This is a genomic window from Arthrobacter sp. YD4 (genome assembly GCF_030410515.1).
In the GTDB taxonomy this organism is placed as follows: domain Bacteria; phylum Actinomycetota; class Actinomycetes; order Actinomycetales; family Micrococcaceae; genus Arthrobacter.
The window spans coordinates 686,298-708,770 of the sequence record NZ_JAUHHD010000002.1 but is presented as its reverse complement, the minus strand read 5'-3'; the positions used below and the strand labels follow the sequence as shown (position 1 = coordinate 708,770).

The window sequence follows — 22,473 nt, the reverse complement described above, 5'->3', positions numbered from 1 at the left end:
GCCCCGGGGGGGGGGGGGGGGGGGGGGGGCGGGGGGGGGGGGGGGGGCCCCCCCCCCCCCCCCCCCCCCCCCGCCACGCCCGGAAGGAGCACCGTATGAGCCTGCGCTATGCGCTGCTCGCGCTGCTGCGCGTCGGCCCGCTCTCCGGATACGAATTGCAGAAGCAGTTTTCCGCGTCCGTGGGCCACGTCTGGCACGCCCCGGACTCACAGATCTACCCCGAGCTGCGCAAGATGGAGACCGAGGGCATGATCGAGGGCGAGGAACAGCCCCGCGGCCAGCGCGCCACCCGGCGGCTCTACCACGTGACTGCCGCCGGCGAGGCGGCGTTCCTGGCCTGGATGCAGACCCCGCTGGAATACGCCCGGGTCCGCGACCCGGCCCACCTGCGCGCGGCCTACCTCGAGGCCGCCTCCCCCGGCGACGCCCGCGCCTTCTTCCGCCGGCACCAGGCCCAGTGGGAGGCCGAACTCGCCCAGTGGGAGGGTGAACTGCAGCGGATCGCCGAGGTGGCCAACCCGATGCTGGTCCGCCGCCTCGCCGTCACCGACCCCGGCGACCGGGAACGCACCGTGGCCTTCAAGCGCTTCACCTACGAGGGCCTGGTGGACCGCGCCCGCACCGAGATCGAGTGGGCCCGGCGCGGGCTCCGGCTGGTCGAGGAGCTGGAGTCCGCCGGCGGCGCCTGGCCCGGGCCGGGAATCCCGGCCCGGTAGGCGCCGCCCGGCAGGTGCCGCATGCGCCTAGCCGAAGTTCTGCACCGTCGCGTAGCCCTTGCCGTCGTACTTCTGCACCAGCACCGAGGACACAGCGGGCTGGCCGTCCGTCGTCGTATCCACCGAGGTGCCGGAGAGCATCAGCGGCGCCTGCAGGCCCTTGACGTTGCGCAGCGCGGTCATGAAGCTGTCCCGCGTGGGCTCGGTCATGGTCTTGAACGCCTGCTCCAGCGTCGCACCCACCATGTAGCTCCACATGCAGTGCGGGAAGGCCGGCATGTCCGGGTACTTCGCATATTGCTTGAGGTCGGCGAGGAACTTCACGACGTCGGGATCCTTGGCGAACGCCGGGCTCTGCGGGGCCTTGGCGAAGGACACCGAGTAGATGCCCGGGTACGCGGCGGCCCCGCCCGGGCCCAGGATCGCGGCCGGGCTGGAGGTGTTCGAGGGCAGGAACCAGCTGGGCTTCCAGCCGAGCTGCTGCGCCTTCTGCAGCGAGGCGATGGCCAGCGGGGTGATGGACATGGCGTCGAAGAACACATCCGCCCCCGAGGATGCCAGCTGGGTCAGCTGCGCGTCCACGGAGGTATCCGTGGCCTCGTAGGTCTGCTCGCCCACGACGGAGACGTTCGAGGCGCCCTTGATGGCGTCCTTGAAGCCCTGGACGTAGCCCTTGCCGTAGTCGTCGTTCTGGGACAGAATCGCCACCTTGTGCGGCTGGCCTGAACCGGCGATCAGCTTGCCGAACGCGGCGCCCTCGTTCTGGTAGATCGGGACGAACCCGAGTTGCCAGGGGCTCTGCTTCCGGTCGCTGAACAGCGGGTCGCCGGTCATCACCAGCACCTGCGGGACCTTCTGGCTGATCGCCGCCTCCCGGAAGGCCCGGTTGGTGGGGGTACCAAGGCCCGCAGTGGCGGCGAAGACGTTGTCCGAAACCATCTGCTGGAAGTTCGCCAACGACTTCTGCGGGTCGTAGCCGTCGTCGTAGGACTTGATGTTGACGGTGCGGGTCTTGCCGTCGCCGAATTTCACGCCGCCGGCGGCGTTGAGCGCGCCGAAGTAAGCGGTGACACCGGCCACCGTGCAGGTGCCCTGGCCGGCGATCGCGCCGCTGAGCGGGGTGGTGATGCCGAGGGTGATGGAGGAGTCGGTGATGCCGGGCGAGGCGGCGTTGCTTCCGCCGCCCTGGTTAGTGCCGCCGCGGGTGCAGCCCGAGGCGGAGAGCGCAATGACCGCCGCCACCGCCACGATGCCGAGGACCCCGCGAGGCCGGGTGTTCTTTCTCATGCTTGGTCTTGCCTCCCTGTCTGGTGCTGGATTGTCTGCTGCTGGTCTGTCTGGTCCGGAATGGCCTGGTGCTCTGTCTGGTGCTGGTCTGCCTGCTTTTCCGACCCGGCCCCCGGGGCCGGGGCGGGTACGGTGCGCTGCGGGGCGCCGGGCCGGTCCCGGTTCCGGCCGGTGATCCGGCGGAGCACCCGGGGCAGGCTGACCAGCCCCTCGGGCAGCAGGAACAGGACGATCAGCAGGATGGCGCCCTGGCTGACGGTGGTGAGGCCGGGGTCCACGGCGTTGGTCAGCAGCGGGACCAGGACGTAGTAGGCCCCGCCGATGAGGGACCCGGCGATGCTCCCGGCGCCGCCGATCACCATGGCGGCCAGGAGGCTGATCGAGTGCCCGAAGCTCAGGGTTTCCGGGGAGGTGTACTGCACGGCGGCGAGGTAGAGGAACCCGCTGGCGCCGCCGAAGATGGAAGCCACGGTGAAGGCCAGGACCTTGGTCCGGTACGGGGAGACGCCCATCGACGCGGCGACGGCCTCGTTTTCCTTGACGACGCCGAACGCCCGGCCGTACTTGCCGCGGACCAGGTTCCGGGCCAGCAGGAACCCTGCGGCGGTCACCAGCAGGATGATGTAGTACTGCCACTGGTCGTTGTAGAGCCCGGACCAGTCCGGGGCGTCGGTGAACCGGGCGGAGATGCCCTGCGAGCCGCCGGTGAATCCCTCCAGCCGCTTGGCCAGCGGCACGCCCACGATCGGCAGGGCGATGGTCACCATGGCGATCGCGAGGCCGCCCAGCCGCGCCGCGGCCAGCGCCACCAGCAGCCCCACGACGCCGGCGATCAGGCAGGCCAGGACGAACACCAGCAGGATGTTCCAGCCCTGCTTGACCCCGTACGCGGTGACGTAGGCGCCGAGACCCACAAAAAAGATCTGGCCGAGGTTGACCTGGCCGGTGTAGCCCATGACGATGTTCAGGCCCAGCACGGCCACCGCGTAGACGCCGATCCGCACCAGGGTCTGGTTGGCGAAGGGCGGCAGGTTCAGCGGCGCGAGCAGCAGCACCACGGCCACCAGGACGAGCACCACAATCCGGACGGTGCGGTTTCCGGTGGCCACGGGTTTTACGGACTGGGGTTCTACGGACAAGGGTTTTGCGGACAGGGGGTTGCGCATCAGACTCTCACCACGACCTTCCGGCCAAAGAGGCCCTGCGGCCGCAGGATCAGGATGACGAAGATCAGCGCGAACGGGACGGCGATCTTCAGGTCGTGGCCGATGAACGGCACGTACACCGCCACGAGGTTTTCCAGCACGCCGATCGCCCAGGCGGCCACCACACAGCCGATCGGACTGCTCAGGCCGCCCAGGATCACGGCGGCGAGGGCGTAGACCAGTGCGGTGTCCAGCATGCCGGGGGTCAGGGTCAGCTGCGGGGCCACCAGGACGCCGGCGACGGCGCCGAGCGCGGCAGCCAGACCCCAGCCGACCATCAGCAGCCGCCCCACCGGCAGCCCGGAGAGGGCGGACGACGCCGGGCTGTCCGCCACCGCGCGGAGGGCCAGGCCCAGCTTGGTGCGCAGGAAGAGCAGCTGCAGGACCACCATGATGACCACGATCGTCACCGTGGTGGCGAGTGACCGGACGCTGACCACCGCGCCGAGGATGTCGACGCTGGTGAGCGGGAACAGCGAGGGGAAGCCGAGGTTGTTGTAGCTCCAGATCACGGCGATGATGCCGGTGATCAGGGTCAGCAGGCCGATGGTGACGACGACGGCGGTGTCCGGGTCGCCGCGCTCGAACCGGCGGACAAGGAAGCGTTCGGCGAGGGCACCGAGGACGAAGGACAGCGCCACGGCCAGGATGATGGCCACCACGAGCGGCAGGCCCGCCTGCACGAAGGCGTAGGCGACGTAGCCGGAGAGGACCGCCAGGCCGCCTTGGGCGAAGTTGATCAGCCCGGTGGCCTGGTTGACCAGCACGATCGCCAGGGCCAGGGCGGCGTAGATGGATCCGGTCGACAGCCCGTCGACCACCAGCTGGATGAAGGTGCCCACCGGTTCAGCCCCCCAGGTACGCTCGTCGGATTTCGTCCATCCCCTTGAGTTCGGCGGTGGTGCCGGTCAAGGCGGTGCGGCCCGTTTCCAGCACGGTTGCCGTGTCCACCAGGGAGAAGGCGAGGTTGGCGTTTTGTTCCACCACCACCATGGCGATCCCGGACTCCAGCCGGAGCCTGCGGATCGCCTCGTAGACGGTCTTGGCGGTGCCCGGCGCGAGTCCCAGCGAGGCCTCGTCCAGCAGCAGCAGCCGCGGCCGGGCCATGAACGCCCGGCCGACGGCGAGCATCTGCTGTTCGCCGCCGGAGAGGGCGGCCGCCCGGGAGCCGATCCGGTCGCGCAGTTGCGGGAACAGGTCCAGGCAGTAGTCGACGTCGGCGGCGATCGCCTGGCGTCCCTTCCGCAGGTACGCGCCCACCATCAGGTTTTCCCGCACGCTCAGCTGCCCCAGCGTTCCGCGGCCCTCGGGCACATGCGCGATGCCCAGCGCCGCGACCTGGTCAGGCCGCAGCCCGCGGATGTCGCGGCCCGCGAACCGGATGGTCCCGCCGGCACGGACGGTGCCGCTGATGGCCCGCAGGGTGGTGGTCTTGCCCGCGCCGTTGGCGCCGAGGATCCCGACGGCGCCGCCCTCGGGCACGCTGAGCGAGACGCCGTCGATCACCTGGATCGGCCCGTAGGAGGCGGTCACGTCCACCAGCTCAAGCAGCGTCATCCGCGGCGTCCTTCCCCAGGTAGGCCTCGATCACCCGCGGGTCGGCCTGCGCCTCCGCCGCGGTTCCGGCCATGAGCTTCCGGCCGTGGTCCAGCACCACCACCTGGTCCGTCAACGCCGAGATGAGGCCCATGTGGTGCTCGACGACGATGATCGTGATGTCCTGTTCGGCGCGGATCCGCCGGACGGTGGCGATCAACTCCTCCACCTCGGCGTGGGAGAGGCCGGCGGCCGGTTCGTCCAGCAGCAGCAGCGAGGGTCCGGAGAGCAGCGCACGCCAGAGTTCGATCCCCTTGTGCAGGCCGTGGGAGAGTTCGTTGGCCGGGACGTCGGCCGCCCAGCCGAGTCCGGCGCGCTCGAGCAGCCCGCGGGCCTCGGCGCGGATGGAGCGTTCGGCCCGGGCGGTCCGCGGCAGCCGGAGCGCCCAGGAGGCGGGGCCGCCGGGGAGGCGGAGGTGTCCGCCGAGGAGGACGTTCTCCAGCACGGTGGCGTTCAGCAGCAGGGCCGGGTGTTGGAAGGTCCGGGCGAGGCCCAGTCCGGCGAGCCGGGACGGGGCCGAGCCCTGGACCTCGGCGCCGTCGATGGTGATGGTGCCCGCGCTGGGTTTGTAGTGCCCGCTGATGCAGTTGAAGAGGGACGTCTTGCCGGCGCCGTTGGGCCCGACCAACCCGAGGATGACCCCGGGGTCGACGTCGAAGCTGACGTCTTGCAGCACCTTGACGCCGCCGAAGTGGAGGCTCACGTCCGTCAGGCTCAAGGTTGCGGCCACCGGCATCCCTTCCTGTCGCACCATTGCGGGGTGGGGCGCGATCGGCGGGGACGGCCCGGAACCGACGGTACGGATCGCTGACGAAATTGTCAACGATTTTGAGGTCAGAATGCCGCGAAGCTCAGCCGCCGGCGACGGACTGGATGATGAGCACCTCCTGGCCCGGCGAGACCTCGGTCCCGAGGCCCTGCAGACGGCGGATTTCGACGCCGGAAACGTAGACATTCACGAAGCGGCGGACGCTGCCGGTCTCGTCCCGGAGGCGCCGGCCGAGCGCGGGGTAGTTGCCAGCCAGCTCGTCCAGCAGCCGGCCCACCGGGAGCGGGCCGTCGGCCGCGACCTCGAGGCCGGAACGGCCGCCCGCCAGGGGTGCCAGGACGCTCGGCAGCAACACGCTGATCTCAGCCACGGCAGCCCGTCATGCCGGGACCGGGGCGCCGACCACCTGCGCCGCGCGCACGCACAGCACGTCCGGCAGGTGCGAGGCCACCTCGGTGAAGTGCTCACCCTCGTCGGCACTGGCGTAGACGCTGCCGCCGCGGGTGCCGAAGTACACCCCGGCCGGCTCGGCGGTGTCCACGCAGGCCGCATCGCGGAGCACCGCGTTGAATTCGGAGCCGGGCAGGCCCTCGTCCAGCCGCTTCCAGGTGACGCCGGCGTCGTCCGTCCGGTGCACTGCCAGCTTCCCCTCCGGGGGGATCCGCTCGCCGTCGGCCTTCAGCGGGATTACCCAGGCCGTCCCGGCGCGGTGCGGGTGCGTGAGCATGACAAAGCCGAAGTCCGCAGGCAGCCCCTCCGCGATGGATTCCCAGGTCTCGGCGTCGTCGTCCGTGCGGTAGACGCCGTGGTGGTTCTGCGCGTAAAGCCGGCCGTCGACGGCGGAATCGGCGGCGATCTTATGCACGCACTGGCCGAACTCCGGGTAGGGGTCGGGGTTGAAGTAGGCGGAGATGCCCTTGTTCCGGGCGTCCCAGGACTGGCCACCATCCTTGGAGCGGTAGACGCCGCCGGTGCTCATGGCCACATGCACCCGCTCCCCGTCCGGGTGGACGACGATCGAGTGGGCCGCCGCGCCGCCGTAGCCGGAGCCCCACTCGCTGCGATGCGGGTGGTCCCAGAGGCCGCGGTTGAGTTCGAAGTGTTCCCCGCCGTCGGTGGACTTCCAGACCGAGATCGGCTCGCAGCCGGCCCAGACGACGCCGGGCCGGGACTCGGCGTCGGGGTAGATCTGCCAGACCCGCTCCAGGGCGGCGCCGGTGTCCTCCGGGAAGCGGATGGCGCCCTGTTCGGGCTCGTTCCAGCTCGCCCCCAGGTCGTCGGAGTGGAAGACGGTGGGCCCCCAGTGCTCGGAGCGGACGCCGACCAGGATCCGGGTCTTGCCGTCCCGGGTGTCGATGCCGATGCTGGGGATCTCACTCATCAGGAAATGCGGTCCGGACAGGGACCAGGACCGGCGGTCGGGGCTGGTAGCCAGCCACAGCCCTTTTTTCGTGCCGATTGCCAGGACAAAGTTTTCCTCGGATGCCATGGCCCCCATCGAACCACCACGAGTGAAGGCCCGCAATGGTCTTTTCACCTTCGCGTGGAGAAATTCCCCGGGACACCGGCAGCGGCCCGGTCGGCCGGGGCACGGGAAACTAAAGTGAAAGTAGTTATCCGAGATGCTGGCGAAGCGGCCTTAGGCCCCGTAGAGTCGTGGATGTAGGCGGAAGAACTCCTACCCCAATGACTGCTCCGGAGTGCGTATCCCCCAATAACGCACTCCGGAGCTTTTTAATGTCCGCTTTCCGACGGCGCGAACTAAGGGATACCCCCTGGGGGTACTTGCGCCATACCCTCCTGGGGTATATCTTGGTGGCCATGAGCGCATCCGATTCTTCAGTGGCCGCCCCCGGGGACCAAATTCCCGCAGGTGCGGACGCAGATACCGCCGCAGCGGCAGACCAGCACGAGGGCCCCCACACCGGCTCCGGCCAGCACGGGTATTCCGCTAACAAGGATGCCTACCTCAAGCGGCTCAAGCGCATCGAGGGGCAGGTCCGCGGCATCGCCCGGATGGTCGATGAGGACAAGTACTGCATCGACATCCTCACCCAGGTCGCCGCCGTCACCAAGGCCCTGCATGCCGTCAGTCTGGGTCTGGTGGAGGAGCACATCGGCCATTGTGTCGTCGGCGCGGCCGCCGAACCGGATCCTGAGCTGCGGTCGGAGGCCATCGACGCCAAGGTCAAGGAAGCCACCGACGCCATCGGCCGGCTCCTGCGCTGACGCCGCGCGCCGCACCACCCCACCGGTAACCCCCACATCCAGCTACCCAGCCAGCCACCAACCGGGCCGTCCCGGCCCACGAAGGAGAGCACCATGAGCACCGTTTCCACCACCATCGAAGTTTCCGGCATGACCTGCGGCCACTGCGTCTCCTCCGTCACGGAGGAACTCGAGGCCCTGGACGGCGTGGAGAACGTCGACGTCGACCTCAACGCCGGCGGGATCTCCACCGTGACCATCGGCTCCGCCCGGGAGCTCTCCCCCGCCGAGATCGGCGAGGCCGTCGCCGAGGCCGGCTACCTGGTGGTCGCTAACGAAGCCTGACAAGGCGACTGACCAGAACTGAGCGCCGGAGCCGGCGCCCGCAGCACGAAGGAGCAAGGAAAGAGGCACGTACCGTGGAAAACGCCAAGCTGCTGGACCAGTCCGGGACGCGGGTGGTGGAACTCGATATCGAGGGCATGACCTGCGCGTCCTGCGTGGGCCGGGTGGAGCGCAAACTCGGCAAGCTGGAGGGCGTGGAGGCGGTGGTGAACCTGCCGCTGGAATCGGCCCGCGTGACCGTTCCGGCCGGCATCACGGACGACCAGCTCACCGCCACCGTGAGCGCCGCGGGCTACAAGGCCACCGTGAGGACGCCCCCGGCCGCGCATCCCGCCGTGGACGATGCCTCCGCCGGGGACGAAGCGTCCGACGGCGGCGCAACTACCGGCGCAACCCGCGGCGCGGCGTCGGCCCTGAAGCCCCGCCTGATCACCGCCGCGGTCTTCACCGTGCCCGTCTTCGTGCTCTCCATGGTGCCCGCCGCGCAGTTCCCAAACTGGGGCTGGGTGGCCGGGCTGCTGGCCCTGCCCGTCGTCACCTGGGCGGCCTGGCCCTTCCACCGGGCAGCGGCGGTGAACGCCCGGCACCTGTCCTCCACCATGGACACCCTGGTTTCGATCGGCGTCACCGCGGCCTACGTCTTCTCCGCCTGGCAGCTGCTGGCCAATCCGCGGCTCACCGAACACCCCGCCATGGCCGGCATGGGACCGGAGGGCCTGTACTTCGAGGTGGCCTCCGTGGTGACCACCTTCCTGTTGCTGGGCCGCTACCTTGAGGCCAACGCCAAGCAGAAGGCCGGGGATGCGCTGAAAACCCTGCTGGATCTGGGGGCCAAGGATGCCACCGTGCTCCGCGACGGCCTCGAGGTCACCGTCCCGGCGGACCGGCTCACGGTGGGCGACGTGATCGTGGTCCGCCCCGGCGGGAAGATCCCGGCCGACGGCGTGGTGGTCGAGGGCAGCTCCGCCGTCGACGCCTCACTGGTCACCGGCGAATCCGTGCCGGTCGAAGTCGGCCCGGACAGCCCCGTCACCGGCGCCACCATCAACACCTCCGGCCGGATCCTGGTCCGAGCCACCCGCGTGGGCTCGGAGACCACCCTGGCCCAGATGGGACGGCTGGTCTCGCAGGCGCAGTCCGGCAAGGCGCCCATCGCCCGGCTGGCCGACCGCATCAGCGGCGTGTTCGTCCCGGTGGTGCTGGGCATCGCCGTCGTGACCTTTGCCGCCTGGTTGCTGGCGGCCGGACCGGACATCACCGACGCCGGCCTCCGCTCGGCCTTAACGGCGGCGGTGGCGGTGCTGGTCATCGCCTGCCCCTGTGCCCTGGGCCTGGCCACCCCGGTGGGCCTGCTCACCGGCACCGGCCGCGGCGCCCAGCTGGGCATCCTGATCCGCGGCCCCCAGGTCCTGGAGGACACCCGAACCGTGGACACCATCCTGCTGGACAAGACCGGGACCGTGACCACCGGGCACCTGGCCGTCGCGGGCACCACCGCCTTCCCCGGTTTCGAGGCCGGCGCCGTGCTGCGGTTCGCCGGCGCCGCAGAGGCCGCCTCCGAGCACCCGATCGCCCGGGCCATCGCGACCGCCGCCCTGGCCGACGCCTCCGCGGACCGGCTGCCCGCCGTCGCGGACTTCTACTCCGCCCCCGGCGGCGGCGTCCGCGGCACGGTCGACGGGCACACCGTCGCCGTCGGCCGCTCCGGCTGGCTGGAGGAGAACGGCGTCGCGCTCACCGGCGGCCAGCGCGAGACCCTCGCGGCCGAGGAAGCCGCCGGGGCGAGCGCGATCTGGGTGGCGGTCGACGGCGCACCGGCGGGGCTCATCAGCCTGCGCGACACCCTGAAGCCCGGATCCGCGGCCGCCATCGCCCGCCTCCGCGGGCTGGGGCTGCGCCCCATCCTGCTGACCGGCGACAACGCCGCCGTCGCGGCCCAGGTGGCCGCCGCCGTCGGGATCGCCCCGGAGGACGTCTACGCCGGGGTCACCCCGGAGGGGAAGGTGGACGCCGTCCGCGCCCTCCAGGACGACGGCGCCACCGTGGCCATGGCCGGCGACGGCGTCAACGACGCCGCGGGGCTGGCGCAGGCGGACCTCGGCATCGCCATGGGCTCGGGGACGGACGTGGCGATCGAGGCCGCGGACCTGACCGTCATGGGCAACGACCTGGCCCAGGTGGCGCAGGCGATCGAGCTGTCCCGCCGCACGCTGGGCACCATCAAGACGAACCTCTTCTGGGCCTTCTTTTACAACGCCGTCGGCATCCCGGTGGCGGCCCTGGGCCTGCTCAACCCGATGATCGCCGGCGCGGCCATGGCCGCCAGCTCGGTGCTGGTGGTGGCCAACTCGCTCCGCCTCCGCAGCTTCGGGAAGCAAGGGCCGGCCGCAGCCTGAGCGGGGCCAACCCTGTGGGCAGGGCTCCATGGGCAGGGGTCCCCATCGACGCTGGCGGAGGCGGCAGGGTAGGTTCTTGGCATAGGAACTTCCGGATCAGCCGGGGGCCGCTGGGGACGCCGAGAGGTTCGGGTCCGACGATCTAAGGAGATTTTTCGCATGGCTATTTGGGGTGCAGATGTTGATCAGCTGAAGGCGCTGGGGTCCAAGCTGCAGGCCGGGTCGCAGGAAATCGATAACCAGAAGTCGATGCTGACCAAGGTCCTGGCGGGCACGCAGTGGATGGGTCCGGACGCGGAGAAGTTCCGCAGCGAGTGGAACGGCGAGCACGTCGCGGCCCTGACCCGGGTGTCCCAGGCGCTGCAGCAGGCCGGCCAGCAGGCGGTCCGCAACGCCACCGAGCAGCAGAGCGCCTCCGCCCGCTAAACGCGGCCGCGGAAACAACCCGCCCACTACGCAGCAGGTCCGGACGCACCGCGTCCGGACCTGCTGCTGTTAATCCGCCTTTTGTGACCCCGCCCGGCCTGCCTAGGGGACGGGTTCGACGTCGTTCGCGTGGTCCAGCGGCGCCGGAACCGCGGCGGCCGTCCGCAACTCGTCCAGCCGGACCAGCAGCACCCCGCCCACGATCAGCACGCCGCCCAGCAGCTGCACCGGCCCGGGAAGCTCGCCCAGCAGCAGCCAGGCCCAGAGCACCGCGAACAGCACCTCGGTCAGCGAGATGAAGGACGCCACCTTGGAGCCCAGGGCCCGGGCGGCCACGATCCCGGAGACGTAGGCCAGCACGGTGGCCAGCAGGACCAAGCCGCCGAGGGAGACCCACCACGGCGTCACCCAGGGACCCAGGCGGGTGTCCGCGGTGGAGGCGGCCATGGGCAGCAGACCCGACGCCGCGGCCAGCCACATCACGGCGGCGCCGGTCAGCAGGCCGCCGGAGGCCAGGACGATCGGCGGCAGGGTGTCGTTTTCCTTGGCGGTGATGAAGAAGTAGATGGCCAGGCAGACGGCGGCCGCCACGCCCCAGAGCACGCCGACCAGGTCGATCCGCACCGCCCCGGTGAGGTCCAGGACCAGCACCAGCCCCGCCAGCGAGAGCAGCGTCCCGCCGATGGTCAGCGGCCGGGGCCGGCGTCGACTGGCCACCCAGAGCCAGAGCACGATCATCACCGGGGCAAGGTATTCGAGCAGGAGGGCGACGCCGACCGAGAGCCGGGCGACGGCGTTGAAGTAGAAGAGCTGGCAGGCCGCCACGCCGATCACGCCGAACAGCACCACGGTGAGCCAGTTGTCCCGGAGCTGGTGCCAGCGTCCGCGCAGCGCGAGGGCCGCGGGGACGGCGAGGACCAGGGCGGCGCCGGTCAGGCGCGCGGTGACCGCGGCGCCGGGGCTCCAGCCGGTCTCCAACAGGGACTTGGCGAAGGATCCGGACAGGCCGAAGACCGCCGAGGAGAACAGCGCCACGCCCAGGCCCGAGGCGAGGAACGAGGAGACGCCGGTCCGCGCCGGGATGCCGGCGGCGGCGGTTCCGGCGGCGGGCGTGCCTGGCGTGCCGGCGACGGTGCCGGTGCCCGGGCTGCCGGGAGTGGCCCCGTCGTGCGGGGTGCTGGTGGGAGAGCCGGCGGGGCGGCGAGCGGCAGGCAAGGGTCTGCCTCCTGTCAGGAGTAAAGTCGGGTTATGGTCATGACAGTACGTGCGTCGAACGTAAGGAGTCAAGATGATTTTTGCCCCTGACACGGAGATTGCGCTCCGGTCCGTCGTCAACCTGATCAATACCGCGGCGAACGGGGAGGAACATCTCCCGGATCCGGCCGCCCTGGACCGGTTCCTCAGCGCTGAGGGCTTCAGCGGCGCCCGGAGCCGCGACGAGGCCGAACTGGAGAGCGTCCTGCGGTTGCGAACGGAACTCACCGCCCTCTGGCGGGCCCGGGAGTCCGAAGCGGTGAACACCGTGAACCGGCTGCTGCGTGAGGCGCGGGCACTACCGCAGCTGAGCAAGCACGACGGCTGGGACTGGCACCTGCACGCCACCGCGCCGGAGGCGCCCCTGGCGGACCGGATGAGCACGGAGGCGGCGATGGCGCTGGTGGACGTCATCCGCAGCAAGGAAATGGACCGGATGCTGGTCTGCGCCGCGGACGACTGCGACGCCGTCGTGCTGGACCTGAGCCGGAATCGCTCCAAGCGGTACTGCGACACCGGCAACTGCGCCAACCGGGCGCACGTGGCGGCTTACCGGGCACGGAAGGCCGCGTCCTAGGGGCGGCTGAGGACTGCCTGCGCCGCCGGAGAGGTGAGGCCGGACTTAGTGGGGCCGGGCTAGTGGAGCCGGACTGAGTGGGCCTAGTGGGCGGGGGTGCCGCCGTCGGACTCTTCCTGCTGCGGGGCCTGCTGGGGGGAGGACGCCGGGCGGCGGGAGCTGAGGTTCACGCCGGAGCCCTTGCCGAGGTGCTCGGCGTTCTCCTTGTAGCTCATGGAGAGCATCGCGGCGATCACCAGGGTGACGATGAAGGCGATGCCGGCGCCGGTGAAGGCCAGGTCAAAGCGGGGGGCCTTGGCGCTGCCGCCGGAGGCGAAGATGAGGACGGCGAAGAAGGCCAGCACCGCGAAGAAGGCGGAGAACATCAGCGGTCCCTTGACCGAAGTCCGCATCGTGCGGCGTTCTCCTGGGTTCTGCTGTGCCAAGGTGCTTTCCTCCTGCCGCCAGCGCCGTGGGGCGTGGCAGTCGCGATCGCGCAAATGTTCTACGCCGGGTAGAACCTGTCGTGTCTAGTTTACGGCCTCGGCGGAAACGCCCCGCGCATCGTGCCGCAGGGTCAGCCCGGCCAGCGTCCACAGCACGCCGCCGATAATGGCGCCGCCGCCGGCCACACCGAGGAGGGCGTGCGGGCCCAGGTCGATGAAGAACGGCAGCCCCACGGCCGTGCCGAGGCCGATGATGCCGGAGGTGATCCAGTCCCGGGCCAGCACCGACCGGCCGCGGGTGGCGATCCCGAGGACCAGCTCGGCCGCGCCGGCCAGCGCCAGGCCCAGGGCGCCGACGACGCCGAAGACCAGGTTGGAGGGCAGCAGCGCCACTGCGGCCCCGGTGCCGGCCAGGATCGCACCGGCCGCGGCCAGGAGGCGCGCGTGCGGGCCGCCGGTGGCCAGGCCGGTCCTGCGGGCGCCCCAGAGCAGCATCACGCCGGTGGCCAGCAGGTAGAGTCCCGCGGTCCAGCCCATCGCCGGGACCGGCGGCGCCGCCCAGAAGACGGTGACGGCGCCGAAGACCAGGGCGACGGCGGCGCGCAGCAGGACCGGCTTCCAAAGGTCCGGGGCGGCGGTCGGGGCGGTCGAGGGGCTCGGGGTGGCGGGGAGAGTCACCCGTCCAGTTTAGGCGCTGGCGGGCCTCAGGCGTCGCCCAGCCGCATCCAGCGGTCCGTCCGGGCCCGGAGCCCCAGGGTCGCGGCCCGGGCGCCGAGGTAGCCGAAGGAGAACGCGGCCCAGAGCCAGAGCAGCCCCTCTCCCCCGGCGGCCCCGGAAAGCCGGACCACCAGCAGCAGCGGCAGGTACACCAGCAGGTTGATGACGCCGGCCACCGCCAGGTACTTGGCGTCCCCGGCGCCGATCAACACGCCGTCCAGGACGAACACGTAGCCGGCCAGCGGCTGGCCCGCGGCGAGGACCCACAGCGCCAGCGCCAGGGTGGAGCGCACGCCGTCGTCGGCGGTGAACAGCAGGCCCGCCCACGGTGCCGCCACCGCCAGCAGCGCCCCCATCAGCACGCCGAAGCCCAGGCCCCAGCGGATCATGGTCCGGGTCAGCTCACGGGCCGCCGCCGGGTGTGAGGCGCCCAATTCCTTCCCGATCAGGGCCTGCGCGGCAATCGCCAGGGCGTCGAGGGCGAAGGCGAGGAAGGTGAAGACGGTCATCGCGAGCTGGTGGGCGGCCAGGTTCACGGCGCCTTGGGCGGTGGCCACGAGCACGGTGGCGAGGATCGCGACGCGCAGGCTGAGGGTGCGCAGCATCAGCCAGGACCCCACCTGCGTCAGGGCGCGGATGCCGCGCCAGTCCGGCCGCAGCGGGACCCCGTGCCGGCGGGCGGTGCGCTGCACCATCACCACATAGACCAGCGCCATGCCCCATTGGGCGATGCTGGTGCCGAGCGCCGACCCGGTGACGGACAGCCCCAGCCCGTAGACCAGGAACGCGTTGAGGCCGATGTTGACGGCGAACCCGGCGGTGGCCACCACGAGCGGCGTCCGGGTGTCCTGCAGCCCCCGGAGCACCCCGGTCCCGGCGAAGATCAGCAGCATGGCGACCAGGCCGGGCATCGACCAGCGAAGGTAGTCCACGGCGAAGGTGCGTACCTCGCCATGGGCCCCCATCAGGTCCAGCAGCGGCCCGGCGGCGAGGGCGCCGGCGGCGGCCAGGGCTGCGCCAAGGAGCAGCGCCAGCCAGAGCCCGTCGCGGCCGGACGCCAGGGCGCGGGCCAGGTCGCCGCGGCCGACGGCGCGGGCGACGGCGGGGGTGGTGGAGTAGGCCAGGAACACCATCAGCCCGACGGCGGTGTGCAGGACGGCGGAGGCGAGACCGACGCCGGCCAGTTCCGCGACGCCGAGGTGGCCCACGATCGCGGAGTCGGCGAGCAGGAACAGCGGCTCGGCGATCAGCGCCCCGAAGGCCGGGACGGCCAGGCGCAGGATCTCCCGGCGCTGGTCCGGCCGGGCGGTAATGGTGGTGGTGGGTTGCGCGGGCACGGCTCCACCCTAGCCGTCCCGTGTGGCGCGGGTGCGCGCGAATGTGTCATTTCGCCTGTGTCCGGCCACGGCCGCGTCAGTACACTCGCAGGCATGGATGAGTCCCCCGACAATGCCGTCACCCTCCGCTTCCTGGCCGCGCCCACCGACGTCGGCCACAGCGGCTCCGTGGACGCCGGGACGGTCCTCGAATGGGTGGACAAGGCCGCCTACGCCGCGGCGGTCGGCTGGGCGAAGTCCTATTGCGTGACGGCCTACGTGGGCAACATCCACTTCGCGGACCCGGTCAACAGCGGGGACATGGTGGAGGTGGAGGCCACGATCGTCTACACCGGCCGGTCCTCCATGCACATCCGGACCGTGGTGTCCTCTGGCGATCCGAAGGGCGGCCCCGCCACCATGCGCAGCCAGTGCCTGGTGATTTTCGTGGCCGTGGGCGCGGACGGCAAACCCGTCCCGGTGCCGCAGTTCGAGCCCGCCACCCCGGCGGAGATCGAGGAGCGGGACCATGCGCTGGCGCGGATCAAGGTCCGCGAGGAGATCGTCGAGGCCATGAACCGGCAGGAATACACTGACGCCGGCACGGCCGAACGCGTCACGCTCCGCTTCATGGCCGCGCCCACGGACGTGAACTGGGGCGGCAAGGTGCACGGCGGCATCGTGATGAAGTGGATCGACGAGGCGGCCTACGTCTGCGCCTCCCGGTACTGCGGGATGGACACGGTGGCCGTGTTCTCCGGCGGGGTGCGGTTCTACCGTCCGCTGCTGATCGGTCACCTGGTGGAGGTCGAGGCGCGGCTGGTGTACACCGGCACCAAGGGCATGCACATCGCGGTGCACGTCCGCTCCGGGGACCCCAAGGGCCACGAACTGAACCTGACCACCTACTGCCTGACCGTGATGGTGGCCCGGGACGCGACGGGCACCTCGGTCCCGGTACGGCAGTGGGTGCCGGCCTCGGACGAGGACCGGCGGCTGCACGCCCACGCCCGGGAGCTGTTGGAGATCCGCGGCCGGGCCCCCGGGAACCGGCTGCCCAACCACCTGCTCCCCGACCGGCCGGCGGGTCCGGCCTAGAAGCCCCCGCCGCCGCCGGCGTCGCCGGCCATGTTGGCGAACCGGGAGTAGTGGCCCTGGAAGGCGACCACGATGTCCTTGGTGGGACCGTTACGGTGCTTGGCGATCAGGATGTCCGCCTCGCCGGCGCGGGGGGACTCCTTGTCGTAGACGTCTTCGCGGTGCAGCAGGATGACCATGTCGGCGTCCTGCTCGATGGAGCCGGATTCACGCAGGTCGGAGACCATCGGCCGCTTGTCCTGGCGCTGTTCCGAGCCACGGTTCAGCTGCGAGAGGGCGATCACCGGGACCTGGAGTTCCTTGGCCAGCAGCTTCAGGGCACGGGAGAACTCGGATACTTCCTGCTGGCGGGATTCGACCTTCTTGCCCGAGCTCATCAGCTGCAGGTAGTCGAGGATGACCAGCTTGAGGTCGTGCTGCTGCTTCAGGCGGCGGCACTTGGCGCGGATTTCCATCAGGGACATGTTGGGGCTGTCGTCGATGAACAGCGGGGCGTCATTCATCCGGCCCATCGTGGTGGCGATCTTGGACCACTGTTCGTCCTTGATGGTGCCCTTGCGCAGGTCCTGCAGGCCGATCGTGGCTTCCGCGGAGAGCAGGCGCATGGCAATCTCGTTCCGGCCCATTTCCAGGGAGAACATGACGGTGGCGAGGTTGTTCTTGATCGCGGCCGAGCGGGCAAAGTCCAGCGCGAACGTGGACTTACCGACGGCGGGGCGCGCGGCGATGACGATCATCTGGCCCGGGTGCAGGCCGTGCGTCAGCTCATCGAGCTCGTAGAAGCCGGTGGGGACGCCCACCATGCCCTCGCCGCGGTGGCCTGAGGCCTCGATCTCGTCCACCGTGGATTCCATGACGTCCTTGAGGACCACGTAGTCCTCGGCGGTGCGGCGCTCGGCCACGGCGTAGACCTCGGCCTGGGCCTGGTTGACCAGGTCCTCCACCTCGCCGTCCTGGCCGTAGCCGAGCTGGACGATCTTGGTCCCGGCGTTCACCAGGCGGCGGAGCACGGCGCGTTCGGCCACGATCTCCGCGTAGTACCCGGCATTCGCGGCCGTGGGAACGGTCTGGATCAGCTCGTGCAGGTAGGCGGGCCCGCCGATGCGGTTGATTTCGCCGCGCTTGGTCAGTTCATCGGAGACGGTGACGGCGTCGGCGGGCTCGCCCCGGCCGTAGAGGTCGATGATGGCCTCATAGATGGTCTCGTGGGCCGGGCGGTAGAAGTCCTGGCCGCGCAGGATTTCGACGACGTCGGCGATGGCATCCTTGGAGAGCATCATGCCGCCCAGCACGGACTGCTCGGCCGGAATGTCCTGAGGCGGCTTGCGGCTGCCCTCTGCTCCCCGGGTTCCCTCGATCGAGTCCAGATGCGTAACTGACAAAACTGCCGTCCTTCGTTGTGTGCCGTGGGGCGCCGCCGCCGGCGGCTTCCGTCCCATGCGTCAGGTGTATCAGCGGGCACTGACAGGATGGCGGTGTGGGGCCCGGCTGCCGCTGGTCTCCCGCCACGCTATCCCCCCGGGAGCCTGGCTCCAACCCGGTTGTCCACCGGGGCTGTGGATAAGGTGTGGAGCACCGCCCCCTGCTTGTGCACAGCCTGTGGGAAGTTCTGTGGAAAAGAATACTGTTTCGCTCATACATCGCCTCTGACCTGCGGAAACACTGCGTTCAGGCTGTGGACGCAAAAGAATTTTGGAAAACTTTCATCCACAGCCGCGACGGCTGTGCTGGGGAAACTGCAGCACATTCCGCCCGGAAAACTCCGCACATATGCCTATTCTGTGATGCATATCACCGATTCCGCGCCGCTCCGCCCCCGATCCCGGGTTCCGCCATACGGCGGGCGGAATATGCTGTGGATAACGGTGCGCGACAGTCTACAAACCGCCGGCCCGTCCGGCCCCGACCGGCCTCCGGCCCGCACCCGCATCAAAACCCGCACCCGCACCCCCAAGGATTGGTCCAGAACGTATGGAAGCCCTACTCATCCCCCTTGCCATCCTGGTGCTCGCCGCCGTCGTCGTCATTCTCGTGGCGCGGGCGCTGGGCCGGCGGCGGAACGCCGGGGTGGATTCGGGCCCCACCGGCGCCCCGTCCTCTCCGGAGGCCGCCCGTGCCGCCGCGCAGGGCCTGGACCAGAACCAGCACCGCCAGGTCTACGCCCTCATTGCCCGCGGGCAGGCGGTGGCCGCCATCCAGGCCTACCGGGAGGCGACCGGGACGGGCCTGCGCGCCGCACGTGACGCCGTCGCGGCGCTGGCGGCCCATCCCCAGCCGTTCCGGGAGGCCGCCCCGGCGGACGCGCCGACCGAGGACTCCGAGGCGCCGCAGCACTTCCCCTACCGCTACCGTGCCATCGCCAGCAGAGGCGAGGTCACCCGGGAAGTCAGCAGCACCATGCTCAACGACGAGATCTACGGCCGGATCCGCCGCCAGGCCGCCGAAGGCGACGTCGAGGGCGCCGCGGCGGCGCTCTGCCGCCACTCGGATATCACCCTCGACGAGGCCCGGGAGTTCATCGCCCTCCTGGACGACTGACACCCGGCGCTGACACCCGGTCCGGGCGCCGCTGCTCCCTAGTGTCCGCCCGAGATGCCGGCCAGCAGCTGCTCGAAGGGCAGCGACGCCGCGGGTTCCTGCCGGCGGCCCGGCTGCGGACCCTGAAGCAGGGCCGCGAACTCCCCCGCGGCCCGTTCGATCCGTGACGAGAGGGGCGAGCCGCCGTCGCCCGCGGTCCCCCAGTCCTGGGGGCCGGCGAAGACGCCGGTGGCCGCCGTGCGCATCCGGAGGTAGCTGAAGAGTGGCCGCATGGCGTAGTCCAGCACCATCTGGTGCCGGTCCGTGCCGCCGGTGGCGCCCAGGAGCACCGCCTTGCCGTCGAGGGACTTGGGGTCCAGCACGTCGATGAAGGACTTGAACAGACCGCTGTAGGAGGCGCTGAAGACCGGGGTGACGGCAATCAGGCCCTCAGAGGCCTCGACGCCGGCGATCACTTCCGCCAGCCGCGGGCCGGCGTACCCGGTGACGAAGTTGTTGGCGATGTCCACGGCCAGGTCGCGCAGTTCCACCACGTCGGCAGTGACGGCGTAGCCCTCGCGATCCAGCCTGCCCTTGGCGGCGGCCGCCAGCTGGTCGGCCAGCAGGCGGCTGGAGGAGGGGACGCCGAGTCCGGCGGAGAGGACGGTAATGCGGCGGGTTTCCACGGTGCGCTCCTAAAATCGAGGTACATGCATTTGCATCTACCTATAGAAGCCGGTGCCGTGGCGCTTTATTCCCCTCCGCTTCCCATGCCTCCAATCGTTCAGAGGAGTAGTTCAGAGGAGGACGAATCCCTCGATGCAACTCACGGAGCTTCCGCCAACCCAGATATCGTCACCGGCAGCCTCGATGTGGACGCGCCCGGCACGGCCCAACACCGTCCCCTGCGCCGCCAGGTAGGAGCTGGGCGCCCGGCCGGTTCCGATCAGCCACTGGGCCGCCCCGGCGTTGAAACTTCCCGTGACCGGGTCTTCAGCGGCCGCGTCTCCGGGGATGAAGGTGCGGACCTCGAAGCCCGGCTCCGATCCGTCCGGGTGGGGGCCGATCACACCGACCTTCAGCCCGGCCAGCGCGGCATAGTCGGGCCTGATGGCGAGCACCTGCTCCGCGGATTCCAGCAGGACACCGATCCATTCCGGCCCGTTGACCAGCCAGGACGCGTCCAGGAGTTCGTGCCGGGTCAACCGCAACCCGGCCGCGATGCGGCCCAGGTCCGCCTCCGCCACCGGCCCCGAGCGGGTCAGCGGTGGTGCCGCGAAGGCCAGGCGGCCGCCGTCGCGCCTCACGCGCACCAGACCGGCGGCGCATTCCTGCACCAGCTCCCCGTCCCGCCGGGGGATGCCGCCCGCCTCGAGCCAGGCATGGGCAGACCCCAGGGTCGGGTGGCCGGCGAAGGGAAACTCCTCGCTGCCGGTGAAGATCCGGACCCGGTAGTCGGCACGGGGATCCGTGGGCGGCAGCAGGAAGGTGGTCTCCGAGAGATTGGTCCAGTTGGCGAATCTCTGCATGGCCTGGGCGTCGAGGCCGTCTCCGTCGAGCACCACTGCCAGCGGATTCCCGCGGTAGGGTTCGGCGGAGAAAACGTCGACCTGGGCGAAGGGGCGAAGCCGGGGTGCAGGATTATCGGTCACCTGCCGCAGGCTATCACCGCCGCCGGTCCCGGGCGTGCGGCCCGGTCCTCTGCGGGGAGTTAACGCAGAAGGCCCCCGCTCCCGGTTCCCTGAGGGGATCCGGAGGCGGGGGCCTCCCCGTCGTGCAGTCAGTCAGTCGTAATGACTACTTCCCTGAAACGACGTCGAGTTCGATCACAGCGGAAACGTCGTCGTGGAGACGGACGTTGGCCTGGTAGGAACCGGTCGACTTGATGTGAGCCGGCAGTTCAACCTTGCGCTTGTCGATGCGGCCGAGGCCAGCGGCCTCAACGGCGTCGGCGACGTCGCCCTGCTTGACGGTGCCGAACAGGCGGCCGGTTTCGCCGGCCTTGACGACGAGCTTGACCGGCTTGGCCTGCAGAGCCGCAGCCTGCTTCTGAGCGTCTTCCAGGGAAGCGTGCTCGCGGGCGGCGCGGGCGGCCTTGATGGACTCAACCTGCTTCTCGCCACCCTTGGACCAGGTCAGGGCGAAGTTGCGGGGCAGCAGGTAGTTACGGGCGTAACCGTCCTTGACCTCGACAACGTCGCCAGCAGCACCGAGACCGGTGACTTCGTGGGTCAGAATGAGCTTTGCCATGTTAGTTAATCCCTTCCTTAGCCGCGGCCAGCGCCGGAGTAAGGCAGCAGAGCAACTTCGCGGGCGTTCTTGATTGCCTGTGCGATCTTGCGCTGTTCCTGGACCGTGACGCCGGTGACGCGACGGGCGCGGATCTTGCCGCGGTCGGAGATGAACTTGCGCAGCAATGCTACGTCCTTGTAGTCGATGACAGTGATGTCAGCGGCCTTCAAGGGGTTGGACTTTGGTTTGGGCTTACGGAGTTCAGCCTTAGCCATCGTGGAGCTCCTATTCGATGGAGCCCGTGGATATTGATCCACGGGATGGTGGTGATCCGCCGCCGTTCTCTCGCGGCCGCCCTGAGGCGGCCGTGCGGGTCCGGCGTCGGACCTTTATATGGTGTTTAGAAAGGAGGTTCGGAATCCGGGCCATTGCCCCAGCCGCCGGCATTGCTGACCCCGGGCGTTGCCCACGGATCATCCTGCGCAGCCTGCTGGCCGCCGCCCCAGTTTCCACCCGAGTTGCCGCCCTGGTTTCCACCAGAGTTGCCACCGAAACCGCCGCTATTGCCGCCGCCGAAGCCACCCTGGCCGCCGTTTCCGGCGCCACCCCCGCCGGAGCGCTGGGTGCGGTTGACCTTGGCGTTGGCGTAGCGCAGGCTGGGGCCGATCTCGTCGACTTCCAGTTCGATAACGGTGCGCTTCTCGCCTTCCTTGGTTTCGTAGGAACGGCTCTTCAAGCGGCCGGAAACGATCACGCGCATGCCCTTGGTCAGGGACTCGGCGACGTTTTCGGCTGCTTCACGCCAGACCGAAGCGCGGAGGAACAGGGTTTCCCCGTCCTTCCACTCGTTGGACTGGCGGTCGAACGTGCGGGGCGTAGAAGCGATGGTGAAGTTCGCTACTGCCGAACCTGACGGGGTGAACCTCAGTTCGGGGTCATTGGTGAGATTACCGATGACCGTAATAGTGGTCTCGCCTGCCATCTACTGCCTCCTTGTTCGTTCCTACGGGGTTAAAGATTGAGGGGTGGAGCTGAATTACTCAGCAACAACCTTCTGCTCTTCGGGGCGGATGATCTTGGTGCGCATGATGGTCTCGTTGAGACTCAGCTGGCGGTCAAGTTCCTTGGCGGTAGCCGGCTCAGCGGTGAAGTTCACCACGGCGTAGATACCTTCGGACTTCTTCTGGATTTCGTAAGCCAGTCGACGACGGCCCCAGATGTCAACCTTTTCGATGGTTCCACCATCGTTGGTGATGACATTCAGGAACTTCTGAAGCGACGGCTCAACGGTACGCTCTTCGACCTCGGGGTCGATGATTACCATCAATTCGTAAGGACGCATATGTGAACCCACCTCCTTTGGGCTAAGCGGTTACGGCATTTCCGTAA

The 22,473-nt window shown here is 69.8% G+C and carries 26 protein-coding genes; 8 read left to right on the top strand and 18 right to left on the bottom strand.

What is annotated here, in order from left to right; genetic code table 11:
- Window positions 1–95: 95 nt before the first annotated feature.
- The gene (locus QWJ39_RS07795; RefSeq protein WP_290257173.1) at window positions 96–716 is read left to right on the top strand and encodes a PadR family transcriptional regulator; all 621 of its coding nucleotides are present in this window, start codon (window positions 96–98) and stop codon (window positions 714–716) included.
- A gap of 27 nt (window positions 717–743) precedes the next feature.
- On the opposite strand, the gene QWJ39_RS07790 is transcribed toward QWJ39_RS07795, so the two are convergent.
- The 7 genes from QWJ39_RS07790 to QWJ39_RS07760 form a co-directional block, all read right to left on the bottom strand.
- Window positions 744–2,003 (bottom strand): ABC transporter substrate-binding protein, encoded by a 1,260-nt coding sequence (locus tag QWJ39_RS07790; RefSeq protein ID WP_290257171.1) that lies wholly within the window; start codon window positions 2,001–2,003, stop codon window positions 744–746.
- Entirely contained in the window at window positions 2,000–3,112 is a 1,113-nt protein-coding gene (locus QWJ39_RS07785; protein WP_290257170.1) for a branched-chain amino acid ABC transporter permease, read from the bottom strand. Before QWJ39_RS07785 ends, QWJ39_RS07790 begins: the two co-directional genes overlap by 4 nt.
- Before the next feature lie 56 nt (window positions 3,113–3,168).
- The gene (locus QWJ39_RS07780) at window positions 3,169–4,050 is read right to left on the bottom strand and encodes a branched-chain amino acid ABC transporter permease (protein WP_290257169.1); all 882 of its coding nucleotides are present in this window, start codon (window positions 4,048–4,050) and stop codon (window positions 3,169–3,171) included.
- A 4-nt stretch (window positions 4,051–4,054) separates the two neighbouring features.
- Complete coding sequence (locus QWJ39_RS07775; RefSeq protein ID WP_290257168.1) at window positions 4,055–4,765, bottom strand: ABC transporter ATP-binding protein; 711 nt, start codon at window positions 4,763–4,765, stop codon at window positions 4,055–4,057.
- Window positions 4,752–5,540: an ABC transporter ATP-binding protein gene (locus QWJ39_RS07770; RefSeq protein ID WP_290257167.1), complete on the bottom strand. Its 789-nt coding sequence runs from the start codon at window positions 5,538–5,540 to the stop codon at window positions 4,752–4,754. Before QWJ39_RS07770 ends, QWJ39_RS07775 begins: the two co-directional genes overlap by 14 nt.
- A 115-nt stretch (window positions 5,541–5,655) precedes the next feature.
- Window positions 5,656–5,943, bottom strand: a complete 288-nt coding sequence (locus QWJ39_RS07765) for a MoaD/ThiS family protein (protein ID WP_290257166.1) — start codon at window positions 5,941–5,943, stop codon at window positions 5,656–5,658.
- 9 nt (window positions 5,944–5,952) lie between these two features.
- A complete protein-coding gene (locus QWJ39_RS07760; RefSeq protein WP_290257165.1) occupies window positions 5,953–7,071 on the bottom strand; it encodes a sialidase family protein in 1,119 nt (372 codons plus the stop codon).
- Window positions 7,072–7,394: 323 nt separating this feature from the next.
- Here QWJ39_RS07760 and QWJ39_RS07755 point away from each other — a divergent pair, with 323 nt between their 5' ends.
- The 4 genes from QWJ39_RS07755 to QWJ39_RS07740 all read left to right on the top strand — a co-directional run bounded on the left by QWJ39_RS07755 (window position 7,395) and on the right by QWJ39_RS07740 (window position 10,948).
- Window positions 7,395–7,802, top strand: coding sequence for a metal-sensitive transcriptional regulator (locus QWJ39_RS07755; protein ID WP_290257164.1), 408 nt, complete (start codon window positions 7,395–7,397; stop codon window positions 7,800–7,802).
- A 93-nt stretch (window positions 7,803–7,895) separates the two neighbouring features.
- Window positions 7,896–8,126: a cation transporter gene (locus QWJ39_RS07750; RefSeq protein ID WP_290257162.1), complete on the top strand. Its 231-nt coding sequence runs from the start codon at window positions 7,896–7,898 to the stop codon at window positions 8,124–8,126.
- A gap of 74 nt (window positions 8,127–8,200) precedes the next feature.
- Window positions 8,201–10,522 (top strand): heavy metal translocating P-type ATPase, encoded by a 2,322-nt coding sequence (locus QWJ39_RS07745; protein WP_290257161.1) that lies wholly within the window; start codon window positions 8,201–8,203, stop codon window positions 10,520–10,522.
- Between the two features lie 159 nt (window positions 10,523–10,681).
- A complete protein-coding gene (locus QWJ39_RS07740; protein WP_290257160.1) occupies window positions 10,682–10,948 on the top strand; it encodes a hypothetical protein in 267 nt (88 codons plus the stop codon).
- A gap of 102 nt (window positions 10,949–11,050) precedes the next feature.
- Here the strand turns inward: QWJ39_RS07740 and QWJ39_RS07735 are convergent, their stop codons facing one another.
- Window positions 11,051–12,031 (bottom strand): EamA family transporter, encoded by a 981-nt coding sequence (locus tag QWJ39_RS07735; RefSeq protein ID WP_290257311.1) that lies wholly within the window; start codon window positions 12,029–12,031, stop codon window positions 11,051–11,053.
- Between the two features lie 205 nt (window positions 12,032–12,236).
- On the opposite strand from QWJ39_RS07735, the gene QWJ39_RS07730 reads away from it, so the two are divergent.
- Entirely contained in the window at window positions 12,237–12,779 is a 543-nt protein-coding gene (locus QWJ39_RS07730) for a CGNR zinc finger domain-containing protein (protein WP_290257159.1), read from the top strand.
- Window positions 12,780–12,862: 83 nt separating this feature from the next.
- On the opposite strand, the gene QWJ39_RS07725 is transcribed toward QWJ39_RS07730, so the two are convergent.
- The 3 genes from QWJ39_RS07725 to QWJ39_RS07715 all read right to left on the bottom strand — a co-directional run bounded on the left by QWJ39_RS07725 (window position 12,863) and on the right by QWJ39_RS07715 (window position 15,258).
- Complete coding sequence (locus QWJ39_RS07725; RefSeq protein ID WP_290257158.1) at window positions 12,863–13,204, bottom strand: hypothetical protein; 342 nt, start codon at window positions 13,202–13,204, stop codon at window positions 12,863–12,865.
- 84 nt (window positions 13,205–13,288) lie between these two features.
- On the bottom strand, window positions 13,289–13,882 hold the full coding sequence (locus tag QWJ39_RS07720) for a hypothetical protein (RefSeq protein ID WP_290257157.1): 594 nt from the start codon (window positions 13,880–13,882) through the stop codon (window positions 13,289–13,291).
- Window positions 13,883–13,908: 26 nt separating this feature from the next.
- Window positions 13,909–15,258, bottom strand: coding sequence for an MATE family efflux transporter (locus QWJ39_RS07715; RefSeq protein WP_290257156.1), 1,350 nt, complete (start codon window positions 15,256–15,258; stop codon window positions 13,909–13,911).
- Window positions 15,259–15,351: 93 nt separating this feature from the next.
- On the opposite strand from QWJ39_RS07715, the gene QWJ39_RS07710 reads away from it, so the two are divergent.
- Window positions 15,352–16,335, top strand: a complete 984-nt coding sequence (locus QWJ39_RS07710; protein ID WP_290257155.1) for an acyl-CoA thioesterase — start codon at window positions 15,352–15,354, stop codon at window positions 16,333–16,335.
- Here the strand turns inward: QWJ39_RS07710 and dnaB are convergent.
- On the bottom strand, window positions 16,332–17,717 hold the full coding sequence (gene dnaB, locus QWJ39_RS07705) for a replicative DNA helicase (RefSeq protein WP_290257154.1): 1,386 nt from the start codon (window positions 17,715–17,717) through the stop codon (window positions 16,332–16,334). The genes QWJ39_RS07710 and dnaB overlap by 4 nt on opposite strands.
- A gap of 589 nt (window positions 17,718–18,306) precedes the next feature.
- Between dnaB and QWJ39_RS07700 the strand changes: the two genes are divergently transcribed.
- Window positions 18,307–18,873 (top strand): hypothetical protein, encoded by a 567-nt coding sequence (locus QWJ39_RS07700; RefSeq protein ID WP_290257152.1) that lies wholly within the window; start codon window positions 18,307–18,309, stop codon window positions 18,871–18,873.
- Between the two features lie 38 nt (window positions 18,874–18,911).
- Here QWJ39_RS07700 and QWJ39_RS07695 read toward each other — a convergent pair whose 3' ends face one another.
- The 6 genes from QWJ39_RS07695 to rpsF all read right to left on the bottom strand — a co-directional run bounded on the left by QWJ39_RS07695 (window position 18,912) and on the right by rpsF (window position 22,426).
- Window positions 18,912–19,538, bottom strand: coding sequence for an FMN reductase (locus QWJ39_RS07695; RefSeq protein ID WP_290257151.1), 627 nt, complete (start codon window positions 19,536–19,538; stop codon window positions 18,912–18,914).
- Window positions 19,539–19,649: 111 nt separating this feature from the next.
- The gene (locus QWJ39_RS07690; protein WP_290257150.1) at window positions 19,650–20,504 is read right to left on the bottom strand and encodes a PhzF family phenazine biosynthesis protein; all 855 of its coding nucleotides are present in this window, start codon (window positions 20,502–20,504) and stop codon (window positions 19,650–19,652) included.
- 145 nt (window positions 20,505–20,649) lie between these two features.
- Window positions 20,650–21,102 (bottom strand): 50S ribosomal protein L9, encoded by a 453-nt coding sequence (rplI, locus tag QWJ39_RS07685; RefSeq protein ID WP_290257149.1) that lies wholly within the window; start codon window positions 21,100–21,102, stop codon window positions 20,650–20,652.
- Window positions 21,103–21,119: 17 nt separating this feature from the next.
- On the bottom strand, window positions 21,120–21,359 hold the full coding sequence (gene rpsR / locus QWJ39_RS07680; protein WP_003800144.1) for a 30S ribosomal protein S18: 240 nt from the start codon (window positions 21,357–21,359) through the stop codon (window positions 21,120–21,122).
- A 125-nt stretch (window positions 21,360–21,484) separates the two neighbouring features.
- Window positions 21,485–22,066, bottom strand: coding sequence for a single-stranded DNA-binding protein (locus tag QWJ39_RS07675; RefSeq protein WP_290257144.1), 582 nt, complete (start codon window positions 22,064–22,066; stop codon window positions 21,485–21,487).
- 54 nt (window positions 22,067–22,120) lie between these two features.
- Window positions 22,121–22,426, bottom strand: a complete 306-nt coding sequence (gene rpsF / locus QWJ39_RS07670; RefSeq protein ID WP_290257143.1) for a 30S ribosomal protein S6 — start codon at window positions 22,424–22,426, stop codon at window positions 22,121–22,123.
- Window positions 22,427–22,473 lie beyond the last annotated feature (47 nt).

Coding starts and splice junctions, on each gene's coding strand:
- QWJ39_RS07750 (WP_290257162.1), top strand. CDS start 7,896: ATGAGCACCGTTTCCACCACCATCGAAGTTTCCGGCATGACCTGCGGC.
- QWJ39_RS07790 (WP_290257171.1), bottom strand. CDS start 2,003: ATGAGAAAGAACACCCGGCCTCGCGGGGTCCTCGGCATCGTGGCGGTG.
- rpsR (WP_003800144.1), bottom strand. CDS start 21,359: ATGGCTAAGGCTGAACTCCGTAAGCCCAAACCAAAGTCCAACCCCTTG.
- rplI (WP_290257149.1), bottom strand. CDS start 21,102: ATGGCAAAGCTCATTCTGACCCACGAAGTCACCGGTCTCGGTGCTGCT.
- QWJ39_RS07740 (WP_290257160.1), top strand. CDS start 10,682: ATGGCTATTTGGGGTGCAGATGTTGATCAGCTGAAGGCGCTGGGGTCC.
- QWJ39_RS07755 (WP_290257164.1), top strand. CDS start 7,395: ATGAGCGCATCCGATTCTTCAGTGGCCGCCCCCGGGGACCAAATTCCC.
- QWJ39_RS07710 (WP_290257155.1), top strand. CDS start 15,352: ATGGATGAGTCCCCCGACAATGCCGTCACCCTCCGCTTCCTGGCCGCG.
- rpsF (WP_290257143.1), bottom strand. CDS start 22,426: ATGCGTCCTTACGAATTGATGGTAATCATCGACCCCGAGGTCGAAGAG.
- QWJ39_RS07700 (WP_290257152.1), top strand. CDS start 18,307: ATGGAAGCCCTACTCATCCCCCTTGCCATCCTGGTGCTCGCCGCCGTC.
- QWJ39_RS07770 (WP_290257167.1), bottom strand. CDS start 5,540: ATGCCGGTGGCCGCAACCTTGAGCCTGACGGACGTGAGCCTCCACTTC.
- QWJ39_RS07760 (WP_290257165.1), bottom strand. CDS start 7,071: ATGGGGGCCATGGCATCCGAGGAAAACTTTGTCCTGGCAATCGGCACG.
- QWJ39_RS07730 (WP_290257159.1), top strand. CDS start 12,237: ATGATTTTTGCCCCTGACACGGAGATTGCGCTCCGGTCCGTCGTCAAC.
- QWJ39_RS07775 (WP_290257168.1), bottom strand. CDS start 4,765: ATGACGCTGCTTGAGCTGGTGGACGTGACCGCCTCCTACGGGCCGATC.
- QWJ39_RS07675 (WP_290257144.1), bottom strand. CDS start 22,066: ATGGCAGGCGAGACCACTATTACGGTCATCGGTAATCTCACCAATGAC.
- QWJ39_RS07795 (WP_290257173.1), top strand. CDS start 96: ATGAGCCTGCGCTATGCGCTGCTCGCGCTGCTGCGCGTCGGCCCGCTC.